10 protein-coding genes (1 of these 10 cut by a window edge) are annotated in these 15,814 nt (G+C 64.0%); 9 read left to right on the top strand and 1 reads right to left on the bottom strand.

Translation table 11 applies throughout. From position 1 onward, the window contains the following. The first annotated feature begins 220 nt into the window (after positions 1-220). The 9 genes from X726_RS141320 (at position 221) to X726_RS141360 (ending at position 13,802) form a co-directional block, all read left to right on the top strand. Positions 221-1,474 (top strand): aspartate kinase, encoded by a 1,254-nt coding sequence (locus tag X726_RS141320; protein ID WP_023672973.1) that lies wholly within the window; start codon positions 221-223, stop codon positions 1,472-1,474. An 83-nt stretch (positions 1,475-1,557) separates the two neighbouring features. Further along, on the top strand, positions 1,558-3,828 hold the full coding sequence (ptsP, locus tag X726_RS141325) for a phosphoenolpyruvate--protein phosphotransferase (protein ID WP_023672972.1): 2,271 nt from the start codon (positions 1,558-1,560) through the stop codon (positions 3,826-3,828). 8 nt (positions 3,829-3,836) lie between these two features. Next, positions 3,837-4,916, top strand: coding sequence for a peptide chain release factor 1 (gene prfA, locus X726_RS141330; protein ID WP_023672971.1), 1,080 nt, complete (start codon positions 3,837-3,839; stop codon positions 4,914-4,916). Beyond that, on the top strand, positions 4,909-5,787 hold the full coding sequence (gene prmC, locus X726_RS141335; protein ID WP_023672970.1) for a peptide chain release factor N(5)-glutamine methyltransferase: 879 nt from the start codon (positions 4,909-4,911) through the stop codon (positions 5,785-5,787). The genes prfA and prmC overlap by 8 nt, the downstream gene beginning before the upstream one ends. A gap of 304 nt (positions 5,788-6,091) precedes the next feature. After that, entirely contained in the window at positions 6,092-7,087 is a 996-nt protein-coding gene (locus X726_RS141340) for a DUF4167 domain-containing protein (RefSeq protein ID WP_023672969.1), read from the top strand. 208 nt (positions 7,088-7,295) lie between these two features. Then, complete coding sequence (gene clpB / locus X726_RS141345) at positions 7,296-9,902, top strand: ATP-dependent chaperone ClpB (RefSeq protein ID WP_023672968.1); 2,607 nt, start codon at positions 7,296-7,298, stop codon at positions 9,900-9,902. A 71-nt stretch (positions 9,903-9,973) separates the two neighbouring features. Beyond that, entirely contained in the window at positions 9,974-10,330 is a 357-nt protein-coding gene (locus tag X726_RS141350; protein WP_023672967.1) for an MmcQ/YjbR family DNA-binding protein, read from the top strand. 292 nt (positions 10,331-10,622) lie between these two features. Continuing rightward, entirely contained in the window at positions 10,623-12,140 is a 1,518-nt protein-coding gene (locus X726_RS141355) for a L,D-transpeptidase family protein (RefSeq protein ID WP_023672966.1), read from the top strand. Positions 12,141-12,242: 102 nt separating this feature from the next. After that, positions 12,243-13,802 carry an MFS transporter gene (locus X726_RS141360; RefSeq protein ID WP_023672965.1) on the top strand — a complete coding sequence of 520 codons (1,560 nt, stop codon included), beginning with the start codon at positions 12,243-12,245 and terminating at the stop codon, positions 13,800-13,802. Between the two features lie 173 nt (positions 13,803-13,975). On the opposite strand, the gene X726_RS141365 is transcribed toward X726_RS141360, so the two are convergent. Continuing rightward, positions 13,976-15,814: the 3' portion of a M23 family metallopeptidase gene (locus X726_RS141365; RefSeq protein WP_023672964.1), read on the bottom strand. The gene runs 132 nt beyond the window's last position; the window shows 1,839 of its 1,971 coding nt (coding positions 133-1,971); its start codon lies off the right edge, out of view — the gene reads right to left on this strand; it ends in the stop codon at positions 13,976-13,978.

Below are 15,814 nucleotides of genomic sequence, written 5' to 3'. Positions count from 1 at the left end.
CGATATGCCGGACCAAAAGGAGTTTCCCGCAGGCAGCATTTGGTAAGCGGCGGCGGGGCCGAACGCAATATGCCGCGATCCTGAAGCCGGCATCCGCCGCCAGCCTTGCGAAACCGTGATCATTTGGCTAAGGAGGCGCGCATTCAGCGGCCGGCTTCTGTCGAGCGCTTACTTCCCCTTTCGGTCCTGGGCCGGCTTCAGTCAAAGGCATTTCGCTTCCATGGCGCGCATCGTGATGAAATTCGGCGGAACCTCCGTCGCCGACATCGCCCGCATCCGCAATGTGGCGCGTCACGTCAAACGCGAGGTCGATGCCGGCCATGAGGTCGCTGTCGTGGTTTCGGCGATGGCGGGCAAGACCAATGAACTGGTTGGCTGGACGCGCGAAGCCTCGCCCATGCACGACGCGCGCGAGTATGACGCCGTGGTCGCCTCGGGCGAGCAGGTGACTGCCGGCCTGCTGGCGATCACACTGCAGAATATGGGCGTCCATGCCCGCTCCTGGCAGGGCTGGCAGATCCCGATCAAGACCGACAACGCGCATGGCGCGGCGCGCATCCTCGAAATTGACGGCGCGTTCCTGATCAAGCGCTTCGGCGAGGGCCAGGTGGCTGTCGTCGCCGGCTTCCAGGGCATCGGCCCGGACAACCGCATCGCCACGCTCGGCCGCGGCGGCTCCGACACAAGCGCGGTGGCCATTGCCGCGGCGGTCAAGGCCGACCGCTGCGACATCTACACCGATGTCGACGGCGTCTACACCACCGATCCCCGCATCGAGCCGAAGGCGCGGCGGCTCAACAAGATTTCGTTCGAGGAAATGCTCGAAATGGCCTCGCTCGGCGCCAAGGTCTTGCAGGTGCGCTCGGTCGAGCTTGCCATGGTGCACAGGGTGCGTACGTTCGTGCGGTCGTCCTTCGACGATCCCGATGCGCCCGGAATGGGGGATTTGCTCAATCCTCCGGGAACGCTCATTTGCGACGAGGAAGAGATCGTGGAACAGCAGGTCGTCACCGGAATTGCCTACGCCAAGGACGAAGCGCAGATTTCTCTGCGCCGCGTCGGCGACCGCCCGGGCGTTGCCGCCGGCATTTTCGGCCCGCTGGCCGAGGCCAACATCAATGTCGACATGATCGTCCAGAACATCTCAGAGGACGGCAAGTTCACCGACATGACCTTCACCGTGCCGTCCGGCGACGTGGACAAGGCGTTGGCCGTGCTGGAGCGTCTGAAGGCTTCGATCGGCTATGACGTGGTGCAGTCGGAAGCCGGCATGTCGAAGGTTTCGGTCATCGGCATCGGCATGCGCAGCCATGCCGGTGTGGCCGCCACCGCTTTCAAGGCGCTGGCCGACAAGGCGATCAACATCCGCGCCATCACTACCTCCGAGATCAAGATTTCGATACTGATCGACGGTCCCTACACGGAACTCGCGGTTCGCACTTTGCATTCCGTGTACGGTCTGGATAAGCAGTAGCGAGAGCGATTTGAGTTGTTGCGTGTGCGCCGGTCGCAGTGGAAACTGCGGCGGGCAAAATGCCCATTGGAGAAGAAGCCGCGATGCGTGATACGGCCAGTGGCCCGCGCGTTCTGCTGAAACGGCTCCGCGAGCTCATGCAGGAGCCGCTGGAGCCGCAGGAGCGGCTCGACCGGATCGTGCGCGACATCGCCTCCAACATGGTCGCCGAGGTCTGCTCGCTCTATGTGTTGCGCGCCGATTCGGTGCTCGAACTCTATGCCACCGAAGGTCTGAACCCGAACGCCGTCCATCTGGCGCAGCTGCGGCTGGGGCAGGGCCTCGTCGGCACCATTGCCGCGAGCGCGCGGCCGCTCAACCTCTCAAATGCGCAGGAACATCCGGCCTTCGCCTACCTGCCGGAGACGGGCGAAGAGATCTACAATTCCTTCCTCGGCGTGCCCGTACTCAGGGCAGGGCGCACGCTGGGCGTGCTGGTGGTGCAGAACAAGACCATGCGCCACTACCGCGACGACGAGGTCGAGGCGCTGGAAACGACCGCCATGGTGATCGCCGAGATGATCGCCACCGGCGATCTCGCGCGCCTGACCCGGCCCGGCCTCGAACTCGACCTGCGCCGTCCCGTCAGCTTTACCGGCCTGTCCTTCAACGAGGGCGTCGGCCTCGGCCATGTCGTGCTGCATGAGCCACGCATCGTCGTCACCAATCTGTTCAACGAGGACAGTGAGGAAGAGGTGCGCCGGCTGGAGACGTCGCTCGGTTCGCTCAGGCTTTCCATCGACGACATGCTGGAGCGGCGCGATGTCGCCTTCGAGGGAGAACATCGCGAGGTGCTCGAGGCGTATCGCATGTTTGCCAACGACCGCGGCTGGGTGCGCCGGCTGGAAGAGGCGATCCGCAACGGCCTGACAGCGGAAGCGGCGGTGGAAAAGGTCCAAAGCGACATGCGCGCCCGCATGCTGCACATGACCGATCCTTATTTGCGCGAGAGGATGAGCGACTTCGACGATCTCGCCAACCGGCTGCTGCGCCAGCTGATGGGGCGCGGGCCTGACGACGTCGCGGCGTCACTGCCGAAGGATGCCATCCTGGTCGCGCGCTCGATGGGCGCGGCCGAACTGCTTGATTATCCCAGGGACAAGCTGCGCGGCGTGGTGCTGGAAGACGGCGCTGCCACCAGCCATGTCGTCATCGTAGCGCGCGCCATGGGCATTCCGGTCGCCGGCCAGATGAAGGGCGCCGTTTCCATGGCGGAAAACGGCGATGCCATCATCGTCGACGGCGAGGAAGGCACCATCCATCTGCGGCCGCAGCCCGACCTCGAAGCTGCCTATGCCGAAAAAGTGCGCTTCCGGGCGCGCCGGCAGGAAGTCTACCGGGAACTGCGCAAGAAGCCGTCGGTGACCAAGGACGGCGTCCAGGTCGACCTGCTGATGAATGCGGGCCTGGCCGTCGACCTGCCGCAGCTGGCCGAGGCGGGTGCGGCCGGCATCGGCCTGTTCCGCACCGAATTGCAGTTCATGGTCGCCTCGACCTTCCCGCGCGCCGAGGCGCAGGAGCGGCTCTACCGCGACGTGCTGGACGCGGCGCGTGGCAAGCCGGTCACCTTCCGCACCATCGACATCGGCGGCGACAAGGTGCTGCCCTACTTCAAGGGCGCTGTCCAGGAAGAAAACCCTGCGCTCGGCTGGCGCGCGATCCGGCTGACGCTCGACCGGCCGGGTCTGCTCAGGACCCAGATCCGCGCTCTGCTGAAGGCCTGCGGCGGGCGCGAACTGAAGCTGATGCTGCCGATGGTGACCGAGCTCGGCGAAATCGCCCAGGCGCGCGAGATCATCGACCGCGAAGTGCGGCATCTCTCCCGCTTTGCCCACCATCTGCCGACCAGCCTCAAGGTGGGCGCCATGCTGGAAGTGCCGTCGCTGCTGTTCCAGCTCGACGAGTTGATGAAGGCGGTCGATTTCGTCTCGGTCGGCTCCAACGACCTGTTCCAGTTCGTCATGGCGGTCGATCGGGGGAACACGCAGCTCTCCGACCGCTTCGACACGCTGTCGACGCCGTTCCTGCGGGTTCTGAAGCAGATCGCCGACGCCGGGGTTCGCAACCACACGCCGGTGACGCTGTGCGGCGAGCTTGCCGGAAAACCCATTTCCGCCATGGCGCTGATCGGCCTCGGCTACCGCTCGATCTCGATGTCTCCAGCCTCGATCGGCCCGGTCAAGGCGATGTTGACCGAACTGCCACTGGAGGAATTGGAGGCTTTCTTTGCCGACAATCTGATGGCGCCAGCTCAAGGGCTGCCGATGCGGGCGCTGCTGCAGGCCTTCGCCGACGACCGCTCCATCCCGCTATAGCATTAGCCATGGTCAATCTTCCCCGCGAGCGTATGGATCAGGTCGTCAAGCGTTTCGAGATGCTCGAAGCGCAGATGTCGGCCGGCCCGGCGGCCGATGCCTATGTGAAGATGGCTTCCGAATATGCCGAGCTGCAGGACATGGTGGCCAAGGTCAGGGAACTGCGCTCAGTCGAGCGCGAGCAAGCCGACCTCGAGGCGATGCTTGCCGACAAGGGCACCGACGCAGAGATGCGGGCCTTGGCGGAGGCAGATTTGCCGGGCGTCGAAGCGCGTATCGAAGAGCTGCAGAAGGACATCCAGATCCTGCTGTTGCCCAAGGACGCGGCCGACGACAAGAACGCCATCCTTGAAATCCGCGCCGGCACCGGCGGCGATGAGGCGGCATTGTTCGCCGGCGACCTGTTTCGCATGTATGAGCGCTATGCCGCCGAACGCGGCTGGCGCTTCGAGACGGTGTCGGCCAGCGACGGCGATGCCGGCGGCTTCAAGGAAATCATCGCCACCATTTCCGGTAGGGGCGTCTTTGCCCATCTGAAATTCGAATCCGGCGTGCACCGCGTGCAGCGCGTGCCGGCGACCGAGGCCAGCGGGCGCATCCACACCTCGGCGGCGACGGTGGCCGTTCTGCCGGAAGCCGAAGAGGTCGACATCGACATCCGCGCCGAAGACATCCGCATCGACACGATGCGCGCCTCGGGTTCGGGTGGCCAGCACGTCAACACCACCGATTCGGCCGTGCGCATCACCCATTTGCCGACCGGTATCATGGTGGTGCAGGCGGAGAAGTCGCAGCATCAGAACCGGGCGAAAGCCATGCAGATTCTGCGTGCGCGGCTTTACGACCTCGAGCGCAGCAAGGCGGACGAGGAGCGCTCGGAGTCACGCAAATCGCAGGTTGGTTCGGGCGACCGTTCGGAGCGCATCCGCACCTACAATTTCCCGCAGGGCCGCCTTACCGACCATCGTATCAACCTGACGCTCTACAAGCTCGACCGGGTGATGATGGGCGAGCTCGATGAGGTCATCAATGCGCTGATTGCCGACCATCAGTCGAAGCTGCTCGCCGATATTGGCCTCGATGGCTGACATGTTGCCCGGCGCGCTCGGGCCGTTGTTGCGGGTGGCGCGGGAGCGGCTTGCCGCGGCCGGCCTTTCCGACTCGGCGCTGGATGCCAGGCTGATCGTCGAACATTTTTCCGGCACGGACCGGACGCAGGCGATCGCCGACCCGCAATGGACGGTCGATGCGGGTGCGGTTGCCGCAATCGGCGCTGCTCTGCAGCGCCGCATGGCCGGCGAACCGGTGCACCGCATCCTCGGGTTTCGCGAGTTTTACGGCCTGCGGCTGTCGCTGTCGCCGGAAACGCTGGAGCCGCGGCCGGACACCGAAACGCTGGTCGAGGCGATCCTGCCTTTTGCCGGAGCGACGGCCGAAAGGCTGGGGGAATGCCGTATCCTCGATCTCGGCACCGGTACCGGCGCGATAGCGCTGGCGCTGCTCAGCGCGGTTCCGGCCGCGACCGCCACCGGGGTCGATATTTCGCACGACGCGCTGGCAACCGCGATACGCAATGCCGAGCAACTTGGACTCGCCGGCCGGTTCGTGGGGCTGCAGTCCGACTGGTTCGAAAAAGTTTCGGGCCGATACCATGTAATTGCCGCAAACCCTCCCTATATACCGTCTGGAGACATTGGAAATCTGCAGGACGAGGTCCGCGATTTCGATCCGCACAGAGCCCTTGATGGCGGTGTGGGCGGTCTTGGCCCCTACAGGATCATCGCCGCCGAGGCGGCAAAGTTTCTGGAAGCACAAGGCAAGATAGCGGTCGAGATCGGCCACACGCAGCGCAATGAGGTCAAAGACATATTCGCGGCAGCCGGCTACAGGCTGGCCGGGGCATTTGTCGACCTTGGCGGAAACGACAGGGTTCTTATGTTTGAACAGGGAAAGCCTTGACGCAGTGCAAAAAAGCGCTTGGCAATGCCGGGGAATGCGGCTAGGGTCCGCCCTAACCGGATGAGACGAAGCAGGCAGTGCTCTTAGCGATTCGGTTTTCCTCGGAAATAGCTGCCTTCTTGCGCAAACGACGCCCAAGCTTCGTGCGGGAATCGTCCGGCAAGTGATGTAACCGGAACAGGATGACACGTGGCGCCAACGCAATTGATGCGGGCGAACGCCGGTGAAGAAACGAAACGGCTGGCTGCATGAGCGCCTCCGTTCGTGAAACGTTTTTCGAAAATTTCAAAATGAAGAGAGTCTTATGAGGCCACAACAGCAGAACAGGCGCATGCGCGGTCGCAACAACAATGGCGGCGGCGGTGGCAACAACAATAACAACAACAACAACCGCAAGGGCCCAAATCCCCTGACGCGCAACTACGAGAGCAACGGCCCGGACGTGAAAATCCGTGGATCGGCTCAGCAGATCGCCGAAAAATACGCCACTCTGGCCCGTGATGCGCAAAGCTCCGGCGACCGGGTTATGGCGGAAAATTACCTCCAGCACGCCGAGCACTACAACCGCATCATTGCCGCCGCACAGGCGCAGATGCCGATCCAGAATGCCCCGCAGAACCGCGACGAATTCGACGACGATGAAGATCGCGACGATTTTGACAATGCCGGCAGCGGCAATGGCGGCGAGACGCAAGCGCCGATGGCGAACCACGGCAACGGTCCGCAGCCGACGATTGAGGGCACGCCGGCCGAACTCGCATACGGCCAGGAAAACGGCCGCGAGAACAACAGTGGCCGTGATAATAATGGCCGTGACAATAATGGCCGCAACAACAACGGCCGCGACAACAATGGCCGTAACCGTGACCGCCGCCCCAATGGCGGCTATGGCCAGAACGACCAGCGTGGCGACTTTGCCCAGCGTGGCGAGCAGAACGGCCAGCGCGGCGACCAGCAGCGCTTCACCGAAACCCCGGCACAGGCGGAAACCGTTTCCGCCGTTGAGCCCGAAGCCGAGAGCGGTTTCTCCGAGCCGGCGCCGCTGTACGAAAACCTGTCGCCGGCGGCTCTTGCCGCCCGGGCCGAACTCAATGAGGCAGCCGCCGAGAGCGGCGCTGCCCGTCGCCCGCGGCGTCCGCGCCGCCCGCGCAACAATGCCGATCAGGTCGGTGACGAACAGTCTGGTGGTGGCAAGGTGGTGGATGGCGCCGGCGAGACCGCTGCCGCTGTTGACGTGGTTGATGCGGCGCCGGCCGAAAGCCCTGCCGGCGACCCGTTCGCCGTCGACGCCAACAACTGACCCACAAGACATAAGTCGATGAAACGGCGGAGAGAAATCTCCGCCGTTTTCGTTTGCTCGGCGATGCAATATCATCAGCCGGACGTCTTGAGCGGCAATGGCTTGCGCCCCATATCTGGCGTGAACTGGACCCGGCTCGGATGAGCGGGTCCGTCACCGCAATCTGATCCGGTGCCGCAAAGCGGGCCGGTGATGGAAGGAGACAGATATGAACCTCGAGAAATACTCCGAGCGCGTCCGCGGATTCATTCAGTCCGCCCAGACCATGGCGCTCTCGCGCAATCACCAGCAATTCACTCCCGAACATATGCTGAAGGTCCTCGTCGATGACGATGAGGGGCTGGCCGCCTCGCTGATCGAGCGCGCCGGCGGCAACGTGCGCGACGTCAAGCTTGGCGTCGAGACCGCCCTTGAGGCCATGCCCAAGGTGGAAGGCGGCAACGGCCAGCTTTATCTCGCGCAGCCGCTGGCCAAGGTGTTTTCGACCGCCGAGGAATTGGCCAAGAAAGCCGGCGACAGCTTTGTCACGGTTGAACGGCTTTTGCAGGCTCTGGCCATGGAGAAGTCGGCCAAGACGGCCGATATCCTGTCCAAGGCCGGCGTCACAGCGCAGGCGCTGAACCAGGTGATCAACGACGTCCGCAAGGGCCGTACCGCCGATTCGGCGAGCGCCGAGCAGGGCTATGACGCGCTGAAGAAATACGCGCGCGACCTTACCGCCGATGCCCGCGCCGGCAAGCTCGACCCTGTGATTGGCCGTGACGACGAGATCCGCCGCACCATCCAGGTGCTGTCGCGGCGTACCAAGAACAACCCGGTGCTGATCGGCGAGCCGGGCGTCGGCAAAACGGCGATCGCCGAAGGTCTGGCGCTGCGCATCGTCAACGGCGACGTGCCGGAATCGCTGAAGGACAAGCAGTTGATGGCGCTCGACATGGGCGCGCTGATTGCCGGCGCCAAATATCGCGGCGAGTTCGAGGAGCGGCTGAAGGCCGTGCTCAACGAAGTCACCTCGGCGGCCGGCGGCATCATCCTGTTCATCGACGAGATGCACACGCTGGTCGGCGCCGGCAAGGCCGATGGCGCCATGGACGCTTCGAACCTGTTGAAGCCGGCGCTGGCGCGCGGCGAACTGCACTGCGTCGGCGCGACCACGCTCGATGAATACAGGAAGCATGTCGAGAAGGACGCGGCCCTTGCCCGCCGGTTCCAGCCGGTCTTCGTCAACGAGCCATCGGTGGAAGATACCGTGTCGATCCTGCGTGGCCTCAAGGAGAAGTACGAGCAGCACCACAAGGTGCGCATCTCGGATTCGGCGCTGGTCGCGGCGGCGACCTTGTCCAACCGCTACATCGCCGACCGTTTCCTGCCGGACAAGGCGATCGACCTTGTCGACGAGGCCGCGTCGCGGCTGAGGATGCAGGTCGATTCCAAGCCCGAGGCGCTGGACGAGATCGATCGCCGCATCATGCAGCTCAAGATCGAGCGCGAGGCACTGAAGGTCGAGAAGGACGAGGCGTCAAAGGACCGGCTCGCGCGTCTCGAAAAGGAACTCGTCGGCCTCGAGGAGGAATCGACCGAGATCACCGCCAAATGGCAGTCGGAGAAGCAGAAGCTTGGCCTCGCCGCTGACCTCAAGAAGCAACTCGACGCGGCCCGCAACGACCTCGCCATTGCCCAGCGCAAGGGTGAATTCCAGCGCGCCGGCGAGCTTGCCTATGGCAAGATCCCGGAACTGGAAAAGAAGCTGAAGGAAGCCGAAGCCCAGGACGGCAAGGCCGGCATGGTCGAAGAGGTGGTCACGCCCGACCACGTCGCCCATATCGTGTCGCGTTGGACCGGCATTCCAGTCGACAAGATGCTGCAGGGCGAGCGCGACAAGCTGCTGCGCATGGAAGACGAGATCGGCAAGCGAGTCGTCGGCCAGGGCGAAGCGGTACAGGCGGTGTCCAAGGCCGTGCGTCGTGCCCGGGCCGGGCTGCAGGATCCGAACCGGCCGATCGGCTCGTTCATGTTCCTCGGACCGACCGGCGTCGGCAAGACCGAACTGACCAAGGCGCTGGCCAATTTCCTGTTCGACGACGAGAGCGCCATGGTGCGCATCGACATGTCGGAATACATGGAGAAGCACTCGGTCGCCCGGCTGATCGGAGCGCCTCCCGGTTATGTCGGCTATGAGGAAGGCGGTGCGCTGACCGAAGCGGTGCGGCGCCGGCCCTATCAGGTCGTGCTGTTCGACGAGATCGAGAAGGCGCATCCGGATGTCTTCAACGTGCTGTTGCAGGTGCTCGACGACGGGCGGCTGACCGACGGGCAGGGCCGCACGGTCGACTTCCGCAACACGCTGATCGTCATGACGTCGAACCTCGGCGCCGAATATCTGGTCAATCTCGGCGAAGAGCAGGACGTCGATGCCGTGCGCGACGAGGTTATGAGCGTGGTGAGAGCCTCGTTCAGGCCGGAGTTCCTCAACCGCGTCGACGAGGTGATCCTGTTCCACCGGCTGCGCCGGCAGGATATGGGCCGCATCGTCGAGATCCAGCTCAAGCGGCTGGAAAGCCTGCTCGCCGACCGCAAGATCACACTGTCGCTCGACCAGGATTCGATCGACTGGCTGGCGGCGAAGGGCTACGACCCGGCCTATGGTGCGCGGCCGCTGAAGCGGGTGATGCAGAAGGACCTGCAAGATCCGCTGGCGGAAAAAATCCTGCTTGGCGAGATACTCGACGGCTCGACCGTCAAGGTTACCGCCGGCTCCGACCGGTTGAATTTCCGGTCCAGGCCCACTGTGGTGCCGACCGACGCGGCAGCCTGATCCAACGCCGCGCGTCCGACCGGACGCGCGGCGTTTTGTTATGAAACAACAATCCTTTGACGGGGGTGCAGGTGACGCTGGACGACTACAACAGCTTCTGCGCCTCGCTGCCGCAGACGACGCACGTCGTGCAGTGGGGCGGGGCCGATGTCTGGAAAGTCGGTGGCAAGGTCTTCACCATCGCCGGCCATGACCGGGAGGGTGGCGTCTTCGTCGCCTTCAAATGCTCTGAAATGGCTTATGACGTGCTGAAGGATCAGCCCGGCTGCCGGCCGGCGCCCTATCTCGCCTCGCGCGGCATGAAATGGATCCAGCGTCAGACAAGCCAGAGCATGGATGATGATGCGCTGAAGGACTATCTCGGCGAAAGCCACCGCCTCGTCGTCCTCAAGCTGACGAAGCAGACGCGCAAGGAATTGGGCCTGTAGCAACCAGTAATCCGCCATCTTCATGCCCGGTTCATGTTGGAAAGCTTATGTTTTGGTTTGCTGGCGAAGGGGTTTGCCTGCAGGCTTTTGACGGTCAGGACGTTCCTTGCGCATCCAAACGGTGGCGAGAACGTTCTGATGGGAACACTGCCGGGCGGCGGAAATTACGCATGACCCCGAAAATCGAAATTCGATTTTCGGAAAGGATCATGCGCAGACATGAAGTGTTACAGCGTCCTTTGCGCGTCCAAACGGACGCGCGGCGCTGTAAGTACCGGAGAGTTTGACCACCATGTTCCGCACGATCCTTGCCTTTTCGGTGCTCGCCGCCGGGCTGCTCACGTCCAGCGCCATGGCATCGCCGACTATGGACAACGCACTGCCGGCCGTCCGCGCCGCCGATAGCGGCGGCATTGTGCTTGCCCAGGACGGCAATCTCGACATCTATTACGACGCCAGGGGCAACCGCGTCATCGTCGATGCCGAGACCGGCAAGGTCATCGCCATCCAGCCGCCGCAGACCAGGCTCGACCGCCGCGCGCTGCGCCGGGAAATGCGGGCACGTGAGCTTGGACGCGCACCGGTCGAAGACGACGACCGCTACTATCTCGACGATCCCGAAGACATGGCGCGTTTCCGCCGCAGGCAACTGGACGATCAGGGACGAATCCCCGGCCCGCCGGTTGATGAATACGATCCTGAAAGCGACAGATTCCTGGGGGCCGCTCCGCAGGATGATGCCAATGACAGCGACACCTATCCGGAAGCGCCGAAATCCGCTGAACCGCGGCCCGTCAAGCGCAAGCCGCTGAACGAAGCCTCTATCGATCCCGCCGAACCGGCGGCGCCCGCCGACCAGGGCGCGCTGCCGCCGAAAGCCGGTGGCAAGACCGTGGTCGATCCCTCGCTTTCACTCGGCGCACGCCAGGATGTAGCCGCCTTGCAGGTGCTGCTCGACCGCGCCGGCGCTTCACCCGGCGTCGTCGACGGGCGCTTCGGCTCCAATGTCGACAAGGCGCTTGCCGCCTACAACCAGATCACCGGCAGCAATCTGCGCTCGACCGACGCGGTCGGCATCCAGGCTGCGCTGGCGCAAACCGGTGGCGATGCTTTCGCCAATTATACGATCACGCCCGAAGACGCGGCGGGGCCTTATGTCGCCTCGATACCGGAAGATTACAGCCAGAAGGCGCAACTCGACCGCATGGCTTACACCTCCGTCACCGAAGCCTTGGCCGAACGCTTCCACATGGATGAGAACTACCTGAAGGGGCTCAATCCCGAGGCAGACTTCAGCCGTCCCGGCACCATCATCAAGGTCGCCAATTTCGGCAGGCTGGTGGCGACGCCGGTCGCTCGCATCGTCGCCGACAAGGACAAGAAGCAGGTGTTCGCCTATGACGCCGGTGGCAAGCTGGTCGCGGCCTATCCGGCCACCATCGGTTCAGCCGACACGCCCTCGCCGACCGGCACCCATACGGTGTCGCGCGTCGCGCTCGATCCGAACTACACCTACAACCCCAGCATCAATTTCAAGCAGGGCCAGAACGACAAGATCCTGACCATCCCGCCTGGTCCGAACGGCCCGGTCGGCTCGGTGTGGATCGCGCTGGACAAGCCGACCTATGGCATTCACGGCACGCCCGATCCCTCCAAGATCGGCAAGACCGAAAGCCATGGCTGCGTGCGCCTGACAAATTGGGATGCGCGTGAACTGGCCAAGCTGGTGTCGTCGGGCGTCACCGTCGAGTTCGTCGGCGGTCCCTCGGCCGATGATGTTGCGGAGCAAGTGAGCGCTCCAGCGCAGTGATATCGGCCTGCCCATAAGGCAGGGCGATATCCAAAGCTGGATTCATGAGCGCAGGGTGCTGGCTGGTTGTTGCCGGCCCGCAACAAGTCTAAGCAGACGCTCATGAAGTCTCCGAGCGAAGCCGCAGCCGTTCCCCTGACCAGGTCGCTTTCCAACGGTACATTTTGCCCGCAGTCGCAGCGCAAGTTCGTGCTGGTAGCGGCGATCCTGGCGTCAGCGCTCGGCTTCATCGACGGGTCGATCCTGGCCATTGCCATGCCGGCAATGCGCGTCGACCTCGGCGCCAGCCTGGCCGAGGTCCAGTGGATTTCCAACGCCTATGCGCTGACGCTGTCGGCGCTGATTCTGGCCGGCGGCGCCGCCGGCGACCGGTTTGGCCTCAGGCGCGCCTTCGTTGCCGGCATTGCGCTGTTCATCGTCGCTTCGCTGGCCTGCGCGGTGGCGCCGAATGCGCTGGTGCTCATCGCCTTTCGCGCCATTCAGGGCATTGGTGCGGCGATCATGGTGCCGGGCAGCCTAGCCATCATCGCCAAGGCCTATCCGAAGAAGGAGCGCGGCCGGGCGATCGGCATCTGGGCCGCCGCCTCGGCGCTGACGACTGCGCTCGGTCCGGTGCTCGGCGGCTTCGTTCTGTCGGCCTTTGGCGGCGGTATCTGGCGGGCGATCTTCGCCGTCAACCTGCCGCTCGGGCTGATCTCGATCTATCTCCTGCTGGCCAAGATTCCCGCCGACGCGCCGACGGAGAAGCGAAGCCTCGATCTCGGCGGCGCGGCTCTCGCCACGCTTGCCTTCGGGGCGCTTGCCTACGGACTGACCTCGATGAGCGCCGAAGGCAGCGGGCTGATGTCGGGGCCGAGCATCGCCGCAGGCGCCGTGCTGCTTATCATCTTCATCGTCTTCGAGCTTCGGCAGCGCGAGCCGATGATCGATCTCAAGCTGTTTCGGATCGGCGCCTTTGCCGGCGCCAACCTCGCCACCTTCTTCCTGTATTTCGCCCTGTCGGCCAATCTGTTCTACCTGCCGATGCTGTTGATCGCCGGATGGGGGCTGAGCACCAAAGAGGTCGGTTTCATCTTCCTGCCGCTGTCGGCGTCGATCGCGCTGCTGTCGGGTCTCGTCGGCCAGTGGTCGGATCGCATCGGTCCGCGTTTTCCGATCGCCAGCGGCTGCCTGGTAGTTGCCATCGCCTTTGCCGGGCTGGCTTTGCTCACTCATGCCGGCATGCACAATTTCTGGACCGGTATCTTTCCGCTGATGGCCGTGATGGGGCTCGGCATGGCGCTGGTGGTGTCGCCGCTGTCGACGGCGGTCATGACCGCGGTCGAGGACAAGGATACCGGCGCCGCTTCCGGCATCAACAATGCGGTTTCGCGCATTGGCGGGCTGATTGCTGTGGCGGCGATGGGCTCGCTCGCGGCCTGGGTCTATTCGACGATGCTCGATACCAGCGCTAGGCCGGGCATTCCGGGATTCGGCGAACCGGCATTGGCCGGCCTGGCGCCAGACCTTGATGCAACACGGCTCGCCGCCAGCGATGCGGCGTTCGCGGCCGTGTCGACAGTGACGGCCGTGCTTTGCCTGCTTGCCGCTATTATCGCCTGGGCCACCGTTTCGGGGCAAAACCTGCCTTGGTCACGAGCCGAAGAGGAGCAGTCGACCTGATTCGGAGCCGACCCGATTCGGAATGCTCTGATGGGGCGATTATGATTCGCCGGCGTCGAGCGTGACGGCTTAAAGCGCGTCGCGCTGAAACGGATTCATACGACGCGCTTTAAGTGTTTGTTTTGAGGCATGTCGTTGTCCCAGAACCGCGGCACACTTCTGGGCGACATGCATTAGCCTTCGATCTTGGCGCTCGCGACCTTCAGCGGATTGCTGTCTTCCTGCTTGAGCAGTTCATCGATGCGCTCGCGCTCGCGCTTGAAAGCGACCAGGTCGTCGCCCTTCAGCACCTTGCCGACCGGCAGGCGCACGCGCATCGGGTCGACCTTGGTGCCGTTGACGATCAGCTCGTAGTGAAGATGCGGGCCGGTGGAGAGGCCGGTCTGACCGAGGAAGCCGATGGTCTGGCCCTGGCGGACATGAACGCCCGGTTCGATGCCTTTGGCAAAGGCGCTCTGGTGATTGTAGGAGGTCTCGTAGCCATTGGCATGGCGGATGATGATCTGTTTGCCGTAGCCGCCGGCCCAGCCGGCCTTTTCGATGGTGCCGTTGCCGGCGGCGATGATCGGCGTTCCGATCGGCGCCGCCCAGTCGACGCCGGTATGCATGCGGACATAACCGAGGATCGGATGTCGGCGGGCGCCGAAGCCGGAGCGGAATTTCCCGGCGGGCAGGGGGTTGCGCAACAGGAACTGCTCGGCGCTAGATCCGTCCTCGTCGAAATAGTCGGTCGAGCCGTCCTGCATCTGGAATCGGTAGAAATTGCGCGTCTGGCCGCCGAAGGTCGACGAGACATAGAGCAGTGCCGATTCGTCGGAGGCCTGGTCGTCGCCGTCCGGCTGCGAGAACAGCACGTCGATGCGGTCCGATGGATTGAGCCTGGACTGGAAGTCGACGCCGGAGGCCAGGAGCTTGACCAGTTGCTGGGTCAGCTTCTTCGACATGCCGTAGGAATAGGCGGCGCGGTAGATGCCGTCATAGACGTTCGGCAGATTGCCGCGCACCACCACCGGCGCCGACGAATCATCGAACGCGGTCAGCAATTCGGGGTTCGGCTCCGGTTCCTGCGCCGGCACATACTGGCCGCGGTCGTCGAGCGCGATGGTGACGATGTGCGTTGTCTTGTCATAGACGCTGGTGCGAACGACCTTGGCGGCGTCGCCATGTACCTCGAGCCCGACCCGCAGCACGGTTCCGGCCTTCAGCGCCGGTGCGTTGAGCAGCTTACCGATCGCCTCCGCCATGCCGGTGGCGTCATCGCCCGTATAGCCCGAATCAGCGAAAGCCTCGGCAATGTCGCGGTCCCTGGTGAAGGGAATGATTTCCTCGGCGAAAGCCGGGGTCTGGTCGTCGAGCGCGACGCGCGGCGCCACCGAGACGTTTTCCGGCACGATCTTGACGTCGTAGGAGCCGGCCATCGATTCGGCGAAGGCATCGCCGAATCGCTGCGGGTCGACATAATGCAGCGAGGCGACCTGCACGGCGCCGTCGCTGAGGTCGGTGCCGGCTTCGCGCACCACTTTTTCCACCTCGTCGGCGGACAGGTCGCTTTTTTCATCGAAGGAGGCCGTCTCGACCGGGAAATCGACTGTCTTGAGGCTCATCTCGCTTTCGACCTTGGCGCCGTAGATCTGGCCGCCAACCGCGGAGGCCGTCGCCGGCTGCGCCGGCGTCGAGTCGCCATCGTCGCCGAACACCTGCATCGGGTCGAAAGGCGGATAGGCGCGGTTGGTGGTGTGGCCGGCGGCCAGCGCCATCTTGATCTGCACGAACGGCATGGTGTGGATAACGTCGCGGTCACCGACCTTGGTCACCATCGACACTTCCATGCGCCGGCGGTCCTTGGCCTTGGCGATCTGGCGCGGCGCCACCAGCCTGGTGGTCTTGGCGACCTCGCCGGAATCGCCGCCGCTTTCGAGCTGGGCCAGTTCGGCGATTTCGGGCGGGGTTGCCAACTGCTGGCGGCCGTCAAGGGCGGCAAACAACGCCACGCCCATCAGCACACTCGAGGT

The sequence above is a fragment of the Mesorhizobium sp. LSJC285A00 genome (assembly GCF_000503155.1).
In the GTDB taxonomy this organism is placed as follows: domain Bacteria; phylum Pseudomonadota; class Alphaproteobacteria; order Rhizobiales; family Rhizobiaceae; genus Mesorhizobium.
The sequence above is the reverse complement of the archived record's forward strand: the minus strand, read 5'-3'. Positions and strand labels throughout refer to the sequence as shown.